Source organism: Trinickia sp. NRRL B-1857, assembly GCF_050470685.1.
Lineage (GTDB): Bacteria > Pseudomonadota > Gammaproteobacteria > Burkholderiales > Burkholderiaceae > Trinickia.
In genome coordinates this window covers 3375863-3392883 of sequence record NZ_JBFLUK010000001.1, presented here as the reverse complement: position 1 = coordinate 3392883, position 17021 = coordinate 3375863, and the positions used below count along the sequence as shown (strand labels likewise).

General features: G+C 64.2%; 17 protein-coding genes. 6 read left to right on the top strand and 11 right to left on the bottom strand.

Annotated features, from left to right (window positions below):
• Nucleotides 1-57: 57 nt before the first annotated feature.
• The 6 genes from araG to AB1286_RS15155 form a co-directional block, all read right to left on the bottom strand.
• A complete protein-coding gene (gene araG, locus AB1286_RS15180) occupies nucleotides 58-1575 on the bottom strand; it encodes an L-arabinose ABC transporter ATP-binding protein AraG (protein ID WP_430364037.1) in 1518 nt (505 codons plus the stop codon).
• A gap of 72 nt (nucleotides 1576-1647) precedes the next feature.
• Nucleotides 1648-2649: an arabinose ABC transporter substrate-binding protein gene (locus AB1286_RS15175; RefSeq protein ID WP_430364036.1), complete on the bottom strand. Its 1002-nt coding sequence runs from the start codon at nucleotides 2647-2649 to the stop codon at nucleotides 1648-1650.
• A 141-nt stretch (nucleotides 2650-2790) separates the two neighbouring features.
• Nucleotides 2791-3570, bottom strand: a complete 780-nt coding sequence (locus tag AB1286_RS15170; protein WP_430364035.1) for an SDR family oxidoreductase — start codon at nucleotides 3568-3570, stop codon at nucleotides 2791-2793.
• The gene (locus AB1286_RS15165) at nucleotides 3567-4247 is read right to left on the bottom strand and encodes a 2-dehydro-3-deoxy-6-phosphogalactonate aldolase (protein WP_430364034.1); all 681 of its coding nucleotides are present in this window, start codon (nucleotides 4245-4247) and stop codon (nucleotides 3567-3569) included. The genes AB1286_RS15170 and AB1286_RS15165 overlap by 4 nt, the downstream gene beginning before the upstream one ends.
• Before the next feature lie 59 nt (nucleotides 4248-4306).
• On the bottom strand, nucleotides 4307-5299 hold the full coding sequence (locus AB1286_RS15160; protein WP_430364033.1) for a 2-dehydro-3-deoxygalactonokinase: 993 nt from the start codon (nucleotides 5297-5299) through the stop codon (nucleotides 4307-4309).
• Nucleotides 5296-6204: an IclR family transcriptional regulator gene (locus tag AB1286_RS15155; RefSeq protein WP_430364032.1), complete on the bottom strand. Its 909-nt coding sequence runs from the start codon at nucleotides 6202-6204 to the stop codon at nucleotides 5296-5298. Before AB1286_RS15155 ends, AB1286_RS15160 begins: the two co-directional genes overlap by 4 nt.
• A 314-nt stretch (nucleotides 6205-6518) precedes the next feature.
• Between AB1286_RS15155 and AB1286_RS15150 the strand changes: the two genes are divergently transcribed.
• Nucleotides 6519-7034 (top strand): cupin domain-containing protein, encoded by a 516-nt coding sequence (locus AB1286_RS15150; protein WP_430364031.1) that lies wholly within the window; start codon nucleotides 6519-6521, stop codon nucleotides 7032-7034.
• 22 nt (nucleotides 7035-7056) lie between these two features.
• Here the strand turns inward: AB1286_RS15150 and mtgA are convergent, their stop codons facing one another.
• The 5 genes from mtgA to mpl form a co-directional block, all read right to left on the bottom strand.
• Nucleotides 7057-7779, bottom strand: coding sequence for a monofunctional biosynthetic peptidoglycan transglycosylase (gene mtgA / locus AB1286_RS15145; protein ID WP_430364030.1), 723 nt, complete (start codon nucleotides 7777-7779; stop codon nucleotides 7057-7059).
• A gap of 52 nt (nucleotides 7780-7831) precedes the next feature.
• Complete coding sequence (aroE, locus tag AB1286_RS15140; RefSeq protein ID WP_430364029.1) at nucleotides 7832-8734, bottom strand: shikimate dehydrogenase; 903 nt, start codon at nucleotides 8732-8734, stop codon at nucleotides 7832-7834.
• A complete protein-coding gene (locus AB1286_RS15135) occupies nucleotides 8731-10827 on the bottom strand; it encodes a ribonuclease catalytic domain-containing protein (RefSeq protein ID WP_430364028.1) in 2097 nt (698 codons plus the stop codon). The genes aroE and AB1286_RS15135 overlap by 4 nt, the downstream gene beginning before the upstream one ends.
• A 127-nt stretch (nucleotides 10828-10954) precedes the next feature.
• Nucleotides 10955-11539: a YqiA/YcfP family alpha/beta fold hydrolase gene (locus tag AB1286_RS15130; RefSeq protein ID WP_430364027.1), complete on the bottom strand. Its 585-nt coding sequence runs from the start codon at nucleotides 11537-11539 to the stop codon at nucleotides 10955-10957.
• Nucleotides 11536-12972 (bottom strand): UDP-N-acetylmuramate:L-alanyl-gamma-D-glutamyl-meso-diaminopimelate ligase, encoded by a 1437-nt coding sequence (mpl, locus tag AB1286_RS15125; RefSeq protein ID WP_430364026.1) that lies wholly within the window; start codon nucleotides 12970-12972, stop codon nucleotides 11536-11538. The genes AB1286_RS15130 and mpl overlap by 4 nt, the downstream gene beginning before the upstream one ends.
• Nucleotides 12973-13086: 114 nt before the next feature.
• Here mpl and AB1286_RS15120 point away from each other — a divergent pair, with 114 nt between their 5' ends.
• The 5 genes from AB1286_RS15120 (at nucleotide 13087) to accC (ending at nucleotide 17021) form a co-directional block, all read left to right on the top strand.
• Complete coding sequence (locus AB1286_RS15120; protein ID WP_430364025.1) at nucleotides 13087-13731, top strand: UDP-N-acetylmuramate--alanine ligase; 645 nt, start codon at nucleotides 13087-13089, stop codon at nucleotides 13729-13731.
• A 42-nt stretch (nucleotides 13732-13773) separates the two neighbouring features.
• Nucleotides 13774-14346, top strand: a complete 573-nt coding sequence (locus AB1286_RS15115) for a TlpA family protein disulfide reductase (protein WP_430364024.1) — start codon at nucleotides 13774-13776, stop codon at nucleotides 14344-14346.
• A gap of 195 nt (nucleotides 14347-14541) precedes the next feature.
• On the top strand, nucleotides 14542-14997 hold the full coding sequence (aroQ, locus tag AB1286_RS15110) for a type II 3-dehydroquinate dehydratase (RefSeq protein WP_430364023.1): 456 nt from the start codon (nucleotides 14542-14544) through the stop codon (nucleotides 14995-14997).
• A gap of 65 nt (nucleotides 14998-15062) precedes the next feature.
• Nucleotides 15063-15530 (top strand): acetyl-CoA carboxylase biotin carboxyl carrier protein, encoded by a 468-nt coding sequence (gene accB, locus AB1286_RS15105; protein WP_430364022.1) that lies wholly within the window; start codon nucleotides 15063-15065, stop codon nucleotides 15528-15530.
• 123 nt (nucleotides 15531-15653) lie between these two features.
• Nucleotides 15654-17021 carry an acetyl-CoA carboxylase biotin carboxylase subunit gene (accC, locus tag AB1286_RS15100; RefSeq protein ID WP_430364021.1) on the top strand — a complete coding sequence of 456 codons (1368 nt, stop codon included), beginning with the start codon at nucleotides 15654-15656 and terminating at the stop codon, nucleotides 17019-17021.

Genomic DNA, 17021 nt, shown 5'->3' with positions numbered 1-17021 from the left:
GCATCCGTTCCGTGTCCGGCTCTTATTGCGCTCGCGCCGAGTTCGACGCCGAGCGCTTTATGCCGCCTCGCGTGCCGCGCGTCCGCCCTGCGGCAGCGCCAGTTCCAAGAGCGCGGGTTCGCTCGCCTCGCTGCGCGCGAGTTCGCCCGAGATTCGCCCTTCGCGCATAACGACGATGCGATCCGCGACGCCCAGTACCTCCGGCAGTTCGGACGACACCATCACCACCGCGCAGCCGCGTTCGGCCAGCTCGTAGATGACGTTATAGATCTCGTGCTTCGCGCCGACATCGATTCCGCGCGTGGGCTCGTCGAGAATGACGACCTTCAAATCGGGTTCCGCGAGCCAACGCGACAAAATCGCCTTCTGCTGATTGCCGCCGGAGAGCAGGCGAATCTTTTGCCGGCGATTCGGCGTCTTGATCTTGAGCAGCTTGATGAAGCGGTCCGCCGTTTCCGACTCTTTCTTGCGATTGAGAAAGAGACCCGCGCGCAGATCGTGGCGACGGCAACTGATGTTGATGTTTTCGGCCACCGACGCCATCGCGACGATGCCCTCTTCCTTACGGTCTTCGGGACACAGCACGATGCCCTTGCGAATCGCATGACCGGGACTTTTCACGTCGGCTCGCGCGCCGTCGAGCGTGAGCTGTCCGCCGCGCGGTTTCTCGGCGCCGTACACGAGCCGCATCAATTCGCTGCGCCCCGCGCCGACGAGCCCAAAGAAGCCGACGATTTCGCCCGCCCGCACCGAAAAGCTCGCAGGCGCGGATAACCCGTGACCTTCGAGCGCATCGACCGCAAGCCGCACCTCGCCTTGCCGGCGCGCGCGGTAACCGTAAATGTCCGAAATTTCGCGCCCGACCATCTCCTTGACGATCGTGTCGCGCGCCACTTCGGCGAGCGACGGATGCGATGCCACTTTGCGCCCGTCGCGGAAGATCGTGCATGCGGTGCAGAGCTCGTAGATCTCATCCATCCGGTGCGAGATGTAGATGAGCGCGCGGCCGTCGGCCTGCAATTCGCGTACGAGCTTGAAGAGCACTTCGGTCTCGCGGTGAGACAGCGAACTCGTAGGCTCGTCGAGCGCGATCACGCGCGCGTTGCGCAGCAGCGCCTTGCAGATTTCGACCATCTGCCGCTGCGCGATCGACAGCCGCCCGAGTCTCGCGTTGGGGTCCAGATCGACGCCCATCTGCGCAAGCCGCTCCTGCACGAAGCGTTTGGCGCCGCGCTTGTTCACCCACCCGAATGCGCTCGGCAGCCGGCCGAGCAGCAGATTTTCCGTCACCGTCAAATCGGGAACGTACTGCAACTCCTGGTGAATCACGGCGACACCCGCCGCGATCGAGGCCGCCGCGCTCGGGAAGCGCACCTCTTTGCCGTCCATCATGATGCGGCCGGAGTCGGGCTGATACTCGCCGCCAAGGATCTTGAGCAGCGTCGACTTGCCCGCGCCGTTTTCGCCCATCAGGCCATGCACTTGGCCGGCCTGGACGTCGAACGATACGCCGTCGAGCGCGCGCACGCCCGGAAAAACCTTGCCGATATTGTCAAATCGCAACGTTGCAGACATCTCACCTATCCTCGCACTGAAGGGTCATCCGGGCCGGCGCCCGTGAGCACCGGCCCGGCATGCCACGCCGCATTACTTCGCGGCGAGCCCCATCTCTTCACGCACCTTCGCTACGTTGTCCCGCGTGGCGAGCATCCCCGTCGTGAGCGTCAGGAGCGGCGGCTGTTTGCCCGTCGTGATCCACTTGTACATATCTTCCGACGTCTCGTCGCCGTGGCGCTTCGGGCTGATGATGACCGAGCCGAAGAAGCCCGTGGGTTGCGGCTTCTTGAATTCGTTCAGCGCCGAGTCCGAACCGCCGATGCCGATGCCGATCATGTTGTCGGCCTTGAAGCCGCGGCTTTCGGCTGCGCGCACGGCGCCGAGCACGGCTTCGTCGTTCAGGCCGTACGCCACCCAGTGCTTGAACTGCGGGTTCTTCGTGATGGCGATGTTCGCGGCGTTGAACGCGTTTTCCGTATCGGTCTTCGCTTGCGGCGCGGCGATGACGTTCGCTTTCGGGAAGCCGGACGCGAGGAGAATGTCGGTTGCGCCTTGCGTGCGATCATGCGCCGTCGGCAATTCCTCGTAGGTCACGTCGATCGCGCCGACGTCCTTCATGTCCCAGCCGCGCTTCTTGATTTCGTCGATGATGCCCTTGCCGACTTGTTGACCGATGTTATAGGCCGAGATGCCCATGTGCGGCACGCTCGCGATCGGCTTGCCGCTGCCGTCCACGAGACGGTCGTCGACCGTCATCATCTTCAACCCGTCGGCCTTCGCCTTCGCGACGATGCCGGGTCCGAGCTTCACGTCGGGCGTGCAGATGATGAAACCTTGCGCCTGTTGGGCGTGCAAGTTGTCGATCGCGCTCATCACCTTCTCACCCGAGGTCGCGCCGATCTTCACGAGCGTAAAACCGTCCCGCTTCGCGGCCATCTCGGCAAACTTCCATTCGTCTTGGAACCAGGGCTCCTCAGGTTGCTTCACGAGGAAGCCGATCTTGACCGGATCGGCGGCTTGGGCGGCCGGCACGCCTGCAACCATCGACGTCACCGCGGCGGCGACGAGCGTGAGGAAAATTTTGCGCTTCATGAGGTTTGTCTCCTGTCTGATTGAGCGTTCGGCCGCTTCGTCTATGTCGGATGGCTCACGCGGCCAGTGCGCCATCCGGTTTGCGAATCGCCCCGCGAAGCTGCCGCGGAACGAGCAAATCGATCTTTCCAGTCAATCGTGTCAATCGTGGTACAGCGCGGTACGCCCACCATCGATCGTGATGCATGTCGCATTGATGAACGGTGCCTCGTCCGAGGCGAGGAACACCGCCGTCATCGCCACCTCCTCAGGTTGCGCGATGCGCTTCATCGGCTGCAACGCCATCGTCTCGGCGCGCGCGGCTATGGGATCGGGCTGCGCATTCCACCAGTCGTGCGTGAGCTGTGTCTCCACATAGCCCGGCGCGATCGCATTGACGCGCACTTGCCGGGCCGCGTATTCGATCCCCAGCGCGCGCGTGAGACCGAGCACGCCGTGCTTGGCGACGGGATACGGAAAGCACCCCGGAATGATCTGATACGCATGCGTCGATGCGATATTGACGATGCTGCCGCGCCCGCGCTCCACCATGCCTGACAGTACCGCCTTGCAACCGTTCCAAACACCGTCGAGGTCGACGGCGAAACAACGCCGCCAATCGTCGTCGCTCATCGTGAGCGGATCGCAAAACACATTGATGCCGGCGTTGTTCACCAGCACGTCGATGGGGCCGAACGCATGCTCTGCCGCATCGCGCGCGTCGCACACCGAGGCCGGCCGCGTTACGTCGGTCTGCACCGGCAGCACGCGCGCCCCGGGCGTCTCGGCCTCGATGCGTTCGGCGACACGGCGCGCCGCGTCGAGATCGAGTTCGGCCAGCACCGTCGCGGCGCCTTCGCGGGCAAACGCACGTGCGATCGCCTCGCCGATCCCGCGACCGGCTCCCGTGACGATCGCGACCTTGCCCGCCAGCCGGTTCACCGCGACGCTCCTGCGCGCACGTCGCGCCAAGCCGCGACAAACGCGCGGGCATGCGCGGCGGTCGTATCGACATCTTGGCCGGCCCGATACAGCGCCGATCCGAGACCGAAGCCGCTCGCGCCCGCGGCGACGAGCGTGTGCATGTTCTCCGGGGTGACGCCGCCCACCGGCACCAGCGGAATGCGTTTTGCGATCACCGCGCGCCACGCTTTGACGACATGCGCGCCCAACTGCTCCGCCGGGAACATCTTCAAGACGTCGGCACCGCTCGCCAACGCGGCGAACGCTTCGGTCGGCGTCGCCACGCCGGGTGCGCAAGCCATGCCTTTTTCCTTCGCAGTCCTAATGATTTCGATGTCGCCGTGGGGCATGACGACGAGTTCGCCGCCCGCCTGGGCCACGTCTTCGACGAATGCGGTCCGCAACACCGTGCCCGCGCCGACGATCGCATCGGCCGGCAGCACCTTGCGCAAGGCGGCGATGCTCGCGAGCGGATCGGGCGAATTGAGCGGCACCTCGACGATGCGGAACCCTGCGTCGTATAGCGCTTGGCCGTGCGCCACGACCTCGCTCGGCGTGATGCCGCGCAAAATCGCGATCAATGCGCACGCCTCGAATGCGGCCATGAAACGTGTATGAGGATGATAGGGCTTCGGTAGATCGAATTCGGTTTGCATATCGGATGCCTAATTCATTCAGCTTGCTAACGATTCATCGGAGGCGAGATCGGCCGCACTCAGCTTGCCCGGACCGCCGCGTGGCGCTGCACGAGCCCCGCTTGGGTCGCGATACGCCACAATCCGCTTTCGGCCGCGGCCTCAACCACGCTCGCCCGCCCACAGCCGAACTCGGCCAGCGCCAGCCGATAGCGCTCGCATAGCGCGGCGCTGCCGATCAGGCGCGGCGCCTCGTCGGCGAGCGCCGCATCGCGCGATTCGAGCAGCGCGGCAAGTCCGCTCAATTCATGTCCAATCAAAAGTCCCGACAGATAATCGGGCTGCTGCTCGCTGCTCAGCGCGCCGGTAAGACCGAGCGTGCGTGTGCTGAAGATCGTCGCGAGCAGGCCGGCGCGCTGCGCATGCTTGGCCACCGTGACGCCACGCAAAAAGGCTTGCGTGTCGGGTTCGACGGGCTCGGCCATCGTGCGCCCGAGAATCGTATGGTCGCGTAGCGCCGCATACAGCTCGCCCGTCATGAACGTATGAAACGATTCGATTCGCTCGCCGCGCACGATGGCCCACTTCGCGTGCGTGCCCGGCAGACCCACGAGCGTCCGCGCGGCTGCGGCGATCGCGTCGCTTGCGAGTGCGCCGACGATTTGCGTTTCCTCGCCGCGCATGACGTTCGGGAGGTCGCCGCGTTCGATGACGCCAGGCACGATCCGCACCCTGACGCCTCGCGAGGTGACGACTTCCACGATGCCCGCAACCAGCGCGGAGGCGTCGGCCGGGACATCGACATACGGCGCTTCGCACCAGCCTTGCGCGCTACCCACCATACCCGCCGCGATCACGGGCAAGTTCGGCGACGACGCGAGCCACGCGCCGCAAGCCGATTCGAACGCCGCCTCGAATCCGCCCGGCTCGGGCAAGCGCATGATCCCTTCGTCCGATGCGCGCGAGTCGACGACGTTGCCGAGCGCATCGAATAGATAGGCACGCATGGCCGTCGTACCCCAGTCGAGGCCGATCAAAGCCGGTCGGGCGGTCAAAGCTTGCACAGCGCTCATCGTTTAATGCGACGCGCACCGGGCGCGACATAGCCAAGTTCTTCAGAGATCGCGCGCGCTTCGCGTTGCACGATCGGCACCAATTCATCCATGCGTTCGAGCGGCATATAGGGGACCGTGCTCGCCACGGAAACGGCGGCGATGATCATCCCGGAGGCATCCCGAATCGGCGCGGCGACACAGCGAATCGAAACCTCGTTTTCCTCGAGATCGAACGCGTAGCCGCCCGCCGCATAGCGAACCATCCGTTGCATGAATACGGGCTTGTCGGGACGCGTATCTTGATTGAAGCGCTCGGTGGTGACCGAGCGCTTCGCCGCGTCGTAAAGCACACCCCAAGTCTGCGGCGACGAATCGAGCATGAGGGCCTTGCCGATCCCGGTCGAGGCGAGCGCCATGTGATGGCCGATACACGAGCGCATTTCGAGCCCGCGCTTGCCCCCGATCTTGTCGATGTATAGGACGTCGTCCCCATCGCGCACGCCGAGGTGGATCGTGTCGAGCGTCTCGTCCGACAAGCGCTCGAGATGCGGACGCGCCACGGCGGTCAGCGGCATTTGCTCGAGCGCGATCGTGCCCAGTTCGATGAGTTTCGGCCCGATGAAATAGCCGTTCGAACCGCTGCGCAGATAACGCGCTTGGACGAGGCTGCTTACCAGGCGGTGGGTCGTACTGCGCGTAGTGCCCAGCGCCGCGGCGAACGCGCGCATATCGCGGGCGCCGTTGGCGCAAGCTTCGATGATGGCGAGGCCGCGCAGCAGCGTTTGCGTGCCGGCCTGCGACTCGTTGATCTCGAGAGGCGAACCCGACATCGGAAAAGGCTCGGGGACAGAGCGACCGGCTTCGGGCTCGGGGGCGTCGCCCATCGTTAGCGGATGGGCCAGGTCGTTTTCAGGGGCAATCATCGGGCGCGTCTCCTTGCGGGTGAGATGCTTCGCTCTCGAATCGCTTCAATCGGGGTATTTCGCCACGCGGCCTTCTCGACCGCTCGCGACGAATTGTAGGCACGCCTTGAGGAATGCTCCAACATTTGAATGGCCTGCTCATATATTGAGACTTGGTCACATCTGGAAGGGCCGAAACACGATGCGCGACGCTCCCCGCGCATGGCCTGAACCCCTTATTCAGCAAGGCTCCGCACGCCTTCGACGAAAGCTGCGCGCTTGCCGCTAAACTTATGCCGACCCTCATCCGACGCCGTCCCTACAAGGATCGACTCATGAAACCCATCATTAATTTGGCCGACATTGAATTGTCCCCGCTACCGCCCGGCGTTGCGCCACCCGAATCGATGAGCGATCGCTACGCGCCGCGCATGGGCGCGATCGGGCCCCGGATCGGCGCGCAAAAACTCGGCTACAACGTGACGGCGCTGGCACCCGGCAAGCGCGCATTCCCGTTTCACAACCATCGGGTCAACGAGGAAATGTTTTTCGTGCTCGAAGGCGCGGGTGAAGTTCGCATCGGCGACACTGTCCATCCGATTCGCGCGGGCGACGTGATCGCCTGTCCGCCCGGCGGCGCCGAGACGGCGCACCAGATCGCGAACACAGGCGACGTCGAATTGAAATATCTCGCGGTGAGCACGAAGATGATGCCCGAGATCGCGGAGTATCCCGACTCGGGCAAATTCGGAATTCTTGCCGAATTTCCGGGGGCGCCCGGCGAGAAGCCGAAGGGGTTCAGATTCGTCTCGCGCGAAGGCGAAAGCGTGCCCTATTGGGACGACAATTGAGCGGCAGTTTCGATGGCCGCGCTTAGCGCGGCAATTCGGCGGCGCCCATGCGCCGCGCAATCACACCGGAGCGCTGCGAGAGATACGGGGATGCGCGGTGTTGATCGAAATAGCGCGGGTTCGGCAACATGACGGCAAGCCGCGCCGACTGCCAAGCGGTCAGTTGCGCCGCGGACGAGCGATAGTAGTAACGCGCGGCCGCTTGCGCGCCATAGACTCCGTTGCCCCACTCCACCGAATTCAAATAGATCTCGAAGATGCGCTCTTTGTCGAGCAGCGTTTCGAGCATCCAGGTGATGATGAGCTCCTGCCCTTTACGCAGATAGCTCTTTTGCCGCGAGAGAAACAAGTTGCGCGCGAGCTGTTGCGAGATCGTCGAGCCCCCCGCCACGATCTTGCCGCGCTTTTTGTTCTTCTCCCACGCCTGTAGGATCGCGTCGGTCTCGTAGCCGTTGTTGTTGACGAAGTTCGCGTCTTCGGACGCAATGATCGCGCGTTTCAGATTTCGGGAGATGCGATCGTACGATACCCACTGGTGCTCGATGGCGAGATCCGGACGATCCTGCGCGAGCCGCCACCCATCGGCGCGCATGAACGCCGTGGAACTCGGGTCGACGACACTCCACACGGCGATCTGCCCGAAATAATAGGCCTGCGTCGCGACCCAAGCGAAGGCGCTCACCGCGACGGCATACAGCACCCAACCGCCGACGCCTTTCCCCGCCCGCTTTTTCGTTTTCGTCATCGATGCGTCTCGACTATTCGCACGCTCGCCGCCGTCGCCCGTGCGAGACGTATCAGTTCTGCGCGGCCAGCATTGCGCGCAATTCGGTCAGCACCGGCGCGCTCGCGGGCCGCACGCCGCGCCACACCAGGAACGACTCGGCCGCTTGTTCGACGAGCATGCCAAGCCCGTCGGAAGTCCTCGCCCCGAGCGCCTGCGCATGCTGCATGAATACGGTGGGCTGAGCGCCGTACATCATGTCGTAGGCGAGCGTATCGGGTCCGAACGCCTGCGTGTCGCATTCGGGCACTTCGGCGGTCAGCGACCCCGCCGTCGCATTGACGATGACGTCGTACGGCATCGGCTCCACGGCCGAGGGCGCGCCGCCCGACAACGCACAGCCGGCCTCGCGCGCGGCTTGCGCGAACGCCTCGACGAGCGCTTCGGCCTTGGCCGCCGTTCGATTGACGATGGTCAACTTGCGCGGACCGCGCTCGAGCATCGGCAGCACGGCGCCACGAGCCGCGCCGCCCGCGCCGAGCAGCAAGATGCTCGCACCGGCGAGACGGACCTTCAGATTGATTTCGATATCGGTCACGAGGCCGATGCCGTCGGTATTCTCACCGTAGATGCCGTCGCTGTCGAAGCGAAGCGTATTGACGGCGCCCGCCGCGGCGGCGCGCGGCGAAAGCCGGTTGGCCAACGCATACGCTTCGAGCTTGAACGGCACCGTCACGTTGAGCCCACGTCCGCCCGCGGCAACGAACGCGCGCACGGTTTCGCCAAAACCGTCGACCGGGGCGAGCAGACGCCGATATTCGACGCGTTCTCCGGTTTGCTCGGCAAAGCGCGAATGGATAATCGGCGACTTGCTGTGCGCGATCGGATTGCCGATCACCGCATACAGATCCCAACCCGCTTGAGCAGGCGCGACCGGTTGAGCGCCGTCGGACGATCGATCGTTCGTCGCACTCATTGCGTCACCTGTGTCGGGTGCGTAATGCCCTCTTGCACGTTCTCGTCGATCCCGCCGCCGCCTGCATCGGCGCCATCGGCCGCGTCGTTCGGTACGCCGTCCTCCGCACGCGCCTCCTCCTCGCTTTCGGCGGAAGCGTCCGCGGACTCCACGAATTCGCCTTCTTCCTCCTCGGCCGCACCCGCATTCGCTCCCGGTGCATCGAGGACGCGAATGGGCCGCACCGATGCCTCGACCGTCAATTCATCGACCGACATCACCTCGAGCACGATGCGCGTGCCGCGTGCGTGTACGCCGAGTCCCGGCACGTGAAGCAGCAGCGGCACGTCCTCGAGGCGCACGAGATCGCCCTTCACCACCGCCGCCACGACTTCCTTCTTGTTCTCCTGCGTGAGCCAGCGCAGACACCAGAAGTACTCCATGCGCCGCTGATGGTCGGCATATGCCGTATAGGTATCGTCGAAGCCCTGCACGACGGCGAACAGATCGGCATCCTTCGGTTTGAACGGTGCGACGAGCTTGGCCGCGACGCCATGCTGAACACAGGCGATCAATTGCCATTGGTTGACGAGGTCGACATAACGGCGCAGCGGCGACGTACTCCACGCGTACTGCGCGACACCGAGCCCTTCGTGCGGCGCGGCGCTCGTCTGCATGCGCGTGCGCTTGGGGCCGGCCGCGGCGAACGTGCGCTGCGTCCGGTAAATGCCCGGTACGCCGTGATCGTGCAGCAATGCGCCCCACGTCGAATTGGCCAGAATCGCGAGTTCGGCGACGATCAAATCGAGCGGAGAGCCGCGCCGGCGCGGCGTGATGGTCACGTGCTCGCCGTCGACGTAGAAGTTGTAATCGGTGTTGCCCGGCACCTCTCGCCGCAAGCCGTATCCGGCGCGCGCCGCCTGCCGCTTTTCGAACAACGCTTGCGCGAGCGGCCACAAAAGGGCGATCTCTTCCTTATGCGGATACTCGCCGCTGCCCGCGGCGAGCGCTTCCTCGGTCACCTCGGCGTCGAGCGTGTTGTGGCGCAAATTGCTTTTCACATACACGAGTTCCGCACGCGTTTCGTTGGCGACGATCTCTTGCGTGGTGCGATTGACGATGATGTAGAGCGACAGCGCGGGACGCAGGCCGCCTTCCTTCAGCGTAAAGACCTCGACGACCTCGTCGGGGAGCATGGTGATCTTGTCGCCCGGCATATAGACGGTCGACAAACGCGCGCGCGCGATCGCATCGACGGCATCGCCGCGCACGACTCCAAGCGCCGGGGCCGCGATATGGACACCGACGCGCACGCGATCCTCGGCCAAGAGCTCGACGGAGAATGCGTCGTCGATTTCGGTCGTCGTGATGTCGTCGACGGAAAATGCTTCGACATGGGCCGTCGGCAGATCGTCCGGCACGGGGCCCGGCGTCACGGCCGGGAAGCCCGTGCCGTGAGGGAAATACTCGGAGAGAAACTTCGCTTCGTGCAACGCCCGGGCGGACGCAACGCCGCCGCACTCGAGCATGAGCCGCGCCTGCGAAATGCCGCGCGCCGCCGCGGCGCCTTCGAGCGCTTTGTACTCGATCGTGTTCTTGTCGGGCTTCGTGAGCAGCGTGAGCGCCTTGCCGCGCAGCGCTTCGGGCAAGCGGCCGGCCTTGAGTTCCTCTTCGTATTCGGCCTGCACGAGCGCCTGCTGACGCTTGCGCTCGAGCCCCGCCAGCGCCATTTTCAACTGCTCTTGCGGCGCTCGCTGATATTGCCCGCGCCCCTTGCGACGGAAGTACACGGGCGCGCCCTGCATCCGCAGCACGAGCGCGGCGCGCTCGACCGGTCCCGATTGCTCGCCGAAATATTCGCCGGCCAGCGCCGCGAACGGGAATTCGTCGGTGGGCGCGCACTCCCACAAAAAGTCGAGATCGATCTGCTGCGCGCACGCATCGGCTTGCTGCAACAGCTCGGCCGCGCTCGGCTGAGCGAATTCGATCAGCACGTCCTTGGCGCGCACTTTCGTACGCCGGCCGCCCGGCAACTCAACCTGCAAGGCATCGCCTTGGCGCGACAGCACGCTGCCCGCCTTCAAACCGCCTGATTCCTCAAAGAAAACGTTCACTCGACACTCTCGTTACGAATTTTGGCCCTCGCGGCAAGTGTGCGCCGCAAACTGCGCACCCGCCGCGGATCGATATTGTTCGGTGGCGCGGTCACGGCCGCTTGCGCGTCCGGGCACCGCCGCCGTGCTATGTACGGCCGGCTGCGGCGACGCCGCAAAACGCGAGGACATCGTCGACGTAGTCGGCGAATTCGCTGATCGCGTGATCGCTGCCGGTAATCAGTTTCGTCTCGACGCCGGGATAATGAGCCAGCATCTCGCGGTAATCGAGCACTTCGTCGCCCGTGGCGGCGATCAAATAATAGCGTCCGGGCCGCGAGATCGACTCGACGCCGAGCGTTTGCAACTCGGTTAAATGATGCGGCTCGACGACGATGCTACCGCCGCCGTGCCAAAGCGGCTGCTCGCCCAAGTAGGCCGACAAATCCCGCTGCGGCAACACCGCAGGATTGAGCAAGACGGCACGCCAACCGTGTTTTTCGGCGAGATACGTGGCGAAGTAACCGCCTAGCGAACTGCCGATCACCGTCACGTCGCCGGCCGCTACGCCCGCCACCTGCGCCTGTGCCACGGCCAGAGCTTCGAGCGGCGAGACCGGCAACATCGGACAGCGCCACTCGTCCGAAAGCCCGAGTTCGGCCATGCGTGCGGCCAGCAGCCGCGCCTTGAACGATTGCGGCGACGAACGAAAACCGTGCAAGTAAAGAATCACGCGGCGCCTTTCGCGCGCGAGCTCAGCGCGTCGAGCAACTTCTGATGGACGCCGCCGAATCCGCCGTTGCTCATGACGAGGACGTGGTCGCCAGGCCGCGCCGCTTCCGCGACGGCCGCAACGAGCGCATCGAGATCGCTGAACGCGTGCGCCTTCTCGCCGAGGGGCGCGAGCGCCTCGGCAAGGTCCCAGCCGAGCGCGTCACGCCCCGTCAGGGCGCCGTAACCGAATGCGAGATCGGCCCCCTCGAGACTTTTGGGCAATTGCGCCTTCATGACGCCGAGCTTCATCGTGTTCGAACGCGGCTCGAGCACAGCCAGGATGCGGTTGCGCTCGCCGCCCACGCGCGTGCGCAAACCGGCAATCGTCGTTTCGATCGCCGTGGGGTGGTGGGCAAAATCGTCATAGACGGTCACGCCGTCGACGCTGCCGCGCACTTCCATCCGCCGCTTGACGTTGCGAAAATCGCCGAGCGAACGCGCCGCCTGGGCCGGCGGCACGCCGACGTGCCGCGCCGCCGCGATGGCGGCCAACGCATTGAGCCGGTTGTGCTCCCCCTGCACATGCCAGTTCACGACACCCACGCGCTCGCCGCGCCAGTACGCGGCAAAGCGTTCGTCGACGACTTCGCCGTCGGCCGCCGGCAACGCATGCCAGCCGCCCTCGACGCCGAAGCGCTCGACCTCGCTCCACACGCCGCGAGCAAGTACGCGCTCGAGCGCGGCTTCGCGGCCGTTGACGACGAGGCGGCCGATCGAGGGGACGGTACGCACGAGATGATGAAATTGCGTCTCGATCGCACTGAGATCGGGGAAGATGTCGGCGTGATCGAATTCCAGGTTATTCAGAATGGCGGTGCGCGGACGGTAATGAACGAACTTCGAACGCTTATCGAAGAAAGCCGTGTCGTATTCGTCGGCTTCGATCACGAAGAAATTCGAATCGGTCAGCCGGGCCGATACGCCGAAGTTCAGCGGCACGCCTCCGATCAGGAAGCCGGGATTGAGTCCGGCGTCCTCCAGCAGCCACGCGAGCATCGAGCTCGTCGTCGTTTTGCCGTGCGTCCCCGCGACAGCCAGGACCCATTTGCCCGCAAGCACGTGTTCGCCAAGCCATTGCGGCCCCGATACGTAGGGCAAGCCGCGATCGAGAATGGCCTCCATGAGCGGATTGCCGCGCGAAACGACGTTGCCGATAACGAACAAATCCGGCTTCAAATCGAGTTGCTCGGCGCCATAGCCTTCGATGAGCGTGATGCCTTGCGCCTCGAGCTGGGTGCTCATCGGCGGATAGACACCGGCGTCGCAGCCCGTCACGGTATGTCCTGCGCCGCGCGCGAGTACCGCGAGGCCGCCCATGAATGTGCCGCAGATGCCGAGGATGTGGATGTGCATAGAAACTGTCTGCTCGTGCCGCGCTAGCCGCGAGTGCATGGTGGGGACGCGAACGCCGGGCGGGCGAGCCGCGTGAGGCCCGCTATTGTACCCGACGCGCTCGCGTCACCCGGGCGCAGCGGGCGAGACCGGACGATCTAGTATGATTGCCGAATGGTGCGCAAATCTTTTGTCGATCCGCAGCGCGTGCGGGAGGAAATCGCGATGGCGGCGGCTCGCCTGATCGCGGAGGAAGGGCTCGACTATGCCAGCGCGAAGCGCAAGGCCGCCCGGCAAGTGGTCGGTCAAGCGCGCGTCGCCGGCGAATGGCTACCCGATAACGATGAGATCGAAGAAGAGATCCGCGAATATCAGGCGCTCTTCCAAGGCGATACCCAGCCGGCCGTATTGCGCCGGTTGCGGGAGATCGCGCTCGAGTGGATGAAACGGCTGGCGCCGTTCAATCCCTATTTGACGGGCGCCGTACTGAACGGGACGGCCGGCGAGCATTCCGACATCCACTTGCAGGTATTTTGCGATAACCCGAAGGAAGTCGCGATCTATCTGCTCAACGCGAACGTTCAGTACGACGTCTCGGAGACGCACCACTTCGGGGGACGCGGCGACGTCGAAACGCTGAGCTTCCTCTGGCGGGGCGCACGCGACGAAGCGCCCGTCGGCATCCATATTGCCCTATATGATACGGACGACTTGCGCGGCGCCGTGCGTGCCGATGCCCGCGGCCGTGCGCCGCGCGCGAACGCCGAAACCGTACAAGCGCTGCTTGCCGGCGACGATCCGGCGCCGCTGACCAATTGAGCGCCGCGTCGCCCCACCCCGACTCCACTCTCTATTAGATAGATGAATACGAAAGCCACATTCGCCATCGCGGCGGTCGCCATCGTCGCAGCAGCGCTGGGCCTCGGCGCACGGCAATGGCTGCACGGCGATACCGGCCCCGCCGAAGGCGCGGCGTCTCAAACGCAAACGCCGCAGGCCACCGCCCCAGCCTCCGACGCCGTTGCGCAACTGATGGACGCCGCCTTGGAAAACGTCGACGGGAAGCCGCAGACGCTCGCGCCCTACAAAGGGCACGTACTCGTCGTCAACTTTTGGGCGTCGTGGTGCGGACCGTGCGTCGCCGAGATGCCCGAGCTCGTTCGGCTGCACGATGCCTATAAGGGTAAGGGCGTTCAGTTCGTCGGGATCGGGGTCGACTCCCAACAAAACATACAGACCTTTCTAAAGAAAATCCCCGTCGACTACCCGATTCTCGTCAGCGGCTTCGGCGGTGCCGACCTCGCCCGGAGCCTCGGCAATACCGCCGGCGCATTGCCGTTTACGGTCGTAATTGACGCTAACGGCGTCGTACGGTCGACAAAATTGGGACAAATCGCACCGACCGAATTGAGCAAGACACTCGACGCCCTTTGACGCCAGAAATTGGCTTAAGAGAAGATCACATCGAAATACGGGAAAATGTCGACGAATTGGGCGATGTTAGGCACATCTCCAGCCCATTTCCGGCAAAAAATACCGCATCGCGCCCTCCCATTCTCATTCGACGCTAGACAAGTTTCGACAAACGGCGATAAAGTGCGCGCAATTCCGCGGAAACAGAAGCGAACCATGAGACGATTGCTGGTACTGCACGGCCCGAACCTCAACCTGCTCGGTACGCGGGAACCCGAGGTGTACGGTCGCGTCACGCTGGAGCAGATCGATCGAGCGCTCGTGGCTCGCGCGCAGGAAGCAGGCGTCGAGTTGCTTACGTTTCAGAGCAATCACGAGGGGCAACTCGTCGACCGCGTGCACGGTGCACGCGCGGAAGCGGTCGAGTTCGTCTTGATCAATCCCGCCGCCTACACGCATACAAGCGTCGCTTTGCGCGATGCGCTGGCGGGCGTCGGCATCCCGTTCGTCGAGATTCATCTGTCGAATGTGCATCGCCGAGAGCCGTTCAGGCATCACTCGTACTTTTCGGACCTGGCCGAAGGCGTCATCTGCGGGCTCGGTTGGAAAGGCTATCTGTACGCACTCGAGTTCGCGCTCGAGCGGCTGGCGTCGCAAAGCGCGCGCAGCTGATTTCAGAACATCAAATCGGCGTCGGCTGGAGCCGGCGCCTAACGCATTGAACAAGGGGATTCCCTATGGATCTACGTAAGCTGAAAACTTTGATCGACCTCGTCTCCGAATCGGGCATTTCCGAACTCGAAGTGACCGAAGGCGAAGGCAAAGTCCGCATCGTCAAGAATGCGCCGCCGGTTTACGTACAGCAGTCCGCCTCGTATGCGCCGCCGCTGGCGTCGGCCGCTCCCGCGATGGGCGCAGGCGCCCTCGAGCAGGCCCCCGCTGCGGCCGCCGCGCCCGCCGCCGTTGCACAAGGCCACGTGATCACCTCGCCGATGGTCGGCACCTTCTATCGCTCGCCGTCGCCGGGCGCCGAGCCGTTCGTCCAAGTGGGCGACACGGTCAAGGAAGGCCAGACGCTGTGCATCATCGAAGCGATGAAGCTGCTCAACGAAATTGAAGCCGACAAGGCCGGCGTCGTGAAGGAAATCCTTATCGAAAACGGCCAAGCCGTCGAATACGGCCAGCCGCTTTTCGTCATCGGCTGATCGCAAAGCGGGCCCGAGCGCGACCTGCCGTCTCGGGCATACCCCGTTTAGCTCGAATGCCGTGCGCCGCCAGAGTTCGCGGCCCCACGACGCACGAGCCCTTTAATGCGTCGAACCATCGCCATGTTTGAAAAAATTCTCATTGCCAATCGCGGCGAAATTGCGTTGCGCATCCAGCGCGCATGCCGCGAACTCGGCGTCAAGACGGTCGTCGCCTATTCGACCGCGGACAAAGACGCCAAGTACGTGAAGCTGGCCGACGAAGCCGTCTGTATCGGACCGGCACCGTCGCCGCAGAGCTACCTGAACATGCCCGCGCTCATCAGCGCGGCCGAAGTGACCGATGCCGAAGCGATCCACCCCGGCTACGGCTTCCTGTCGGAAAACGCCGACTTCGCGGAACGCGTCGAACAGTCGGGCTTCGCCTTTATCGGCCCGCGCCCCGAGACGATTCGCCTGATGGGCGACAAGGTCTCCGCCAAGCAAACGATGATCAAGACGGGCGTGCCTTGCGTGCCCGGCTCGGAAGGCGCCCTGCCCGACGATCCGAAAGAGATCGTCAAGATCGCGCGCTCGGTCGGGTATCCGGTCATCATCAAGGCCGCGGGCGGCGGCGGCGGGCGCGGTATGCGCGTCGTCCATACGGAAGCCGCGCTCGTGAACGCCGTGAACATGACCCGAGAGGAAGCCGAGCGCGCGTTCGGCAACCCGCAGGTCTACATGGAGAAGTTCCTCGAGAACCCGCGCCACATCGAAATCCAGGTGCTCGCGGATTCGTTCAAGAACGCGCTGTGGCTCGGCGAGCGCGACTGCTCGATGCAACGCCGCCACCAAAAGGTGATCGAGGAAGCGCCTGCGCCCGGTATCGCGCGCCGCTTGATCGAACGTATCGGCGACCGCTGCGCCGACGCGTGCAAGAAAATGGGCTACCTCGGTGCCGGCACGTTCGAATTCCTGTACGAGAACGGCGAGTTCTACTTCATCGAAATGAACACGCGCGTGCAGGTTGAGCATCCGGTGACGGAGCTCATCACAGGCATCGACATCGTGCAAGAACAGATCCGGATTGCCGCCGGCGAGAAGCTCACGATGCGCCAGCGCGACATCGTCTTCCGCGGCCACGCAATCGAGTGCCGGATCAATGCGGAAGATCCGTTCAAGTTCACGCCGTCGCCGGGGCGCATCACGTCGTGGCATACGCCGGGCGGTCCCGGCATTCGTGTCGATTCGCACGCGTACAATGGGTATTTCGTGCCGCCGAACTACGACTCGATGATCGGCAAGCTGATCGCTTACGGCGCGACGCGCGAGCAAGCGATCCGCCGCATGCGCATCGCCTTGTCGGAGATGGTCGTCGAGGGCATTCAAACGAACATTCCGCTGCATCGCGAACTGATGCTCGACGGCGGCTTCGTCGAAGGCGGCACGAGCATCCATTACTTGGAACATCGGCTTGCGGAAAAGCAGCAAGCCGCGCCGGAAGAGGCCTGA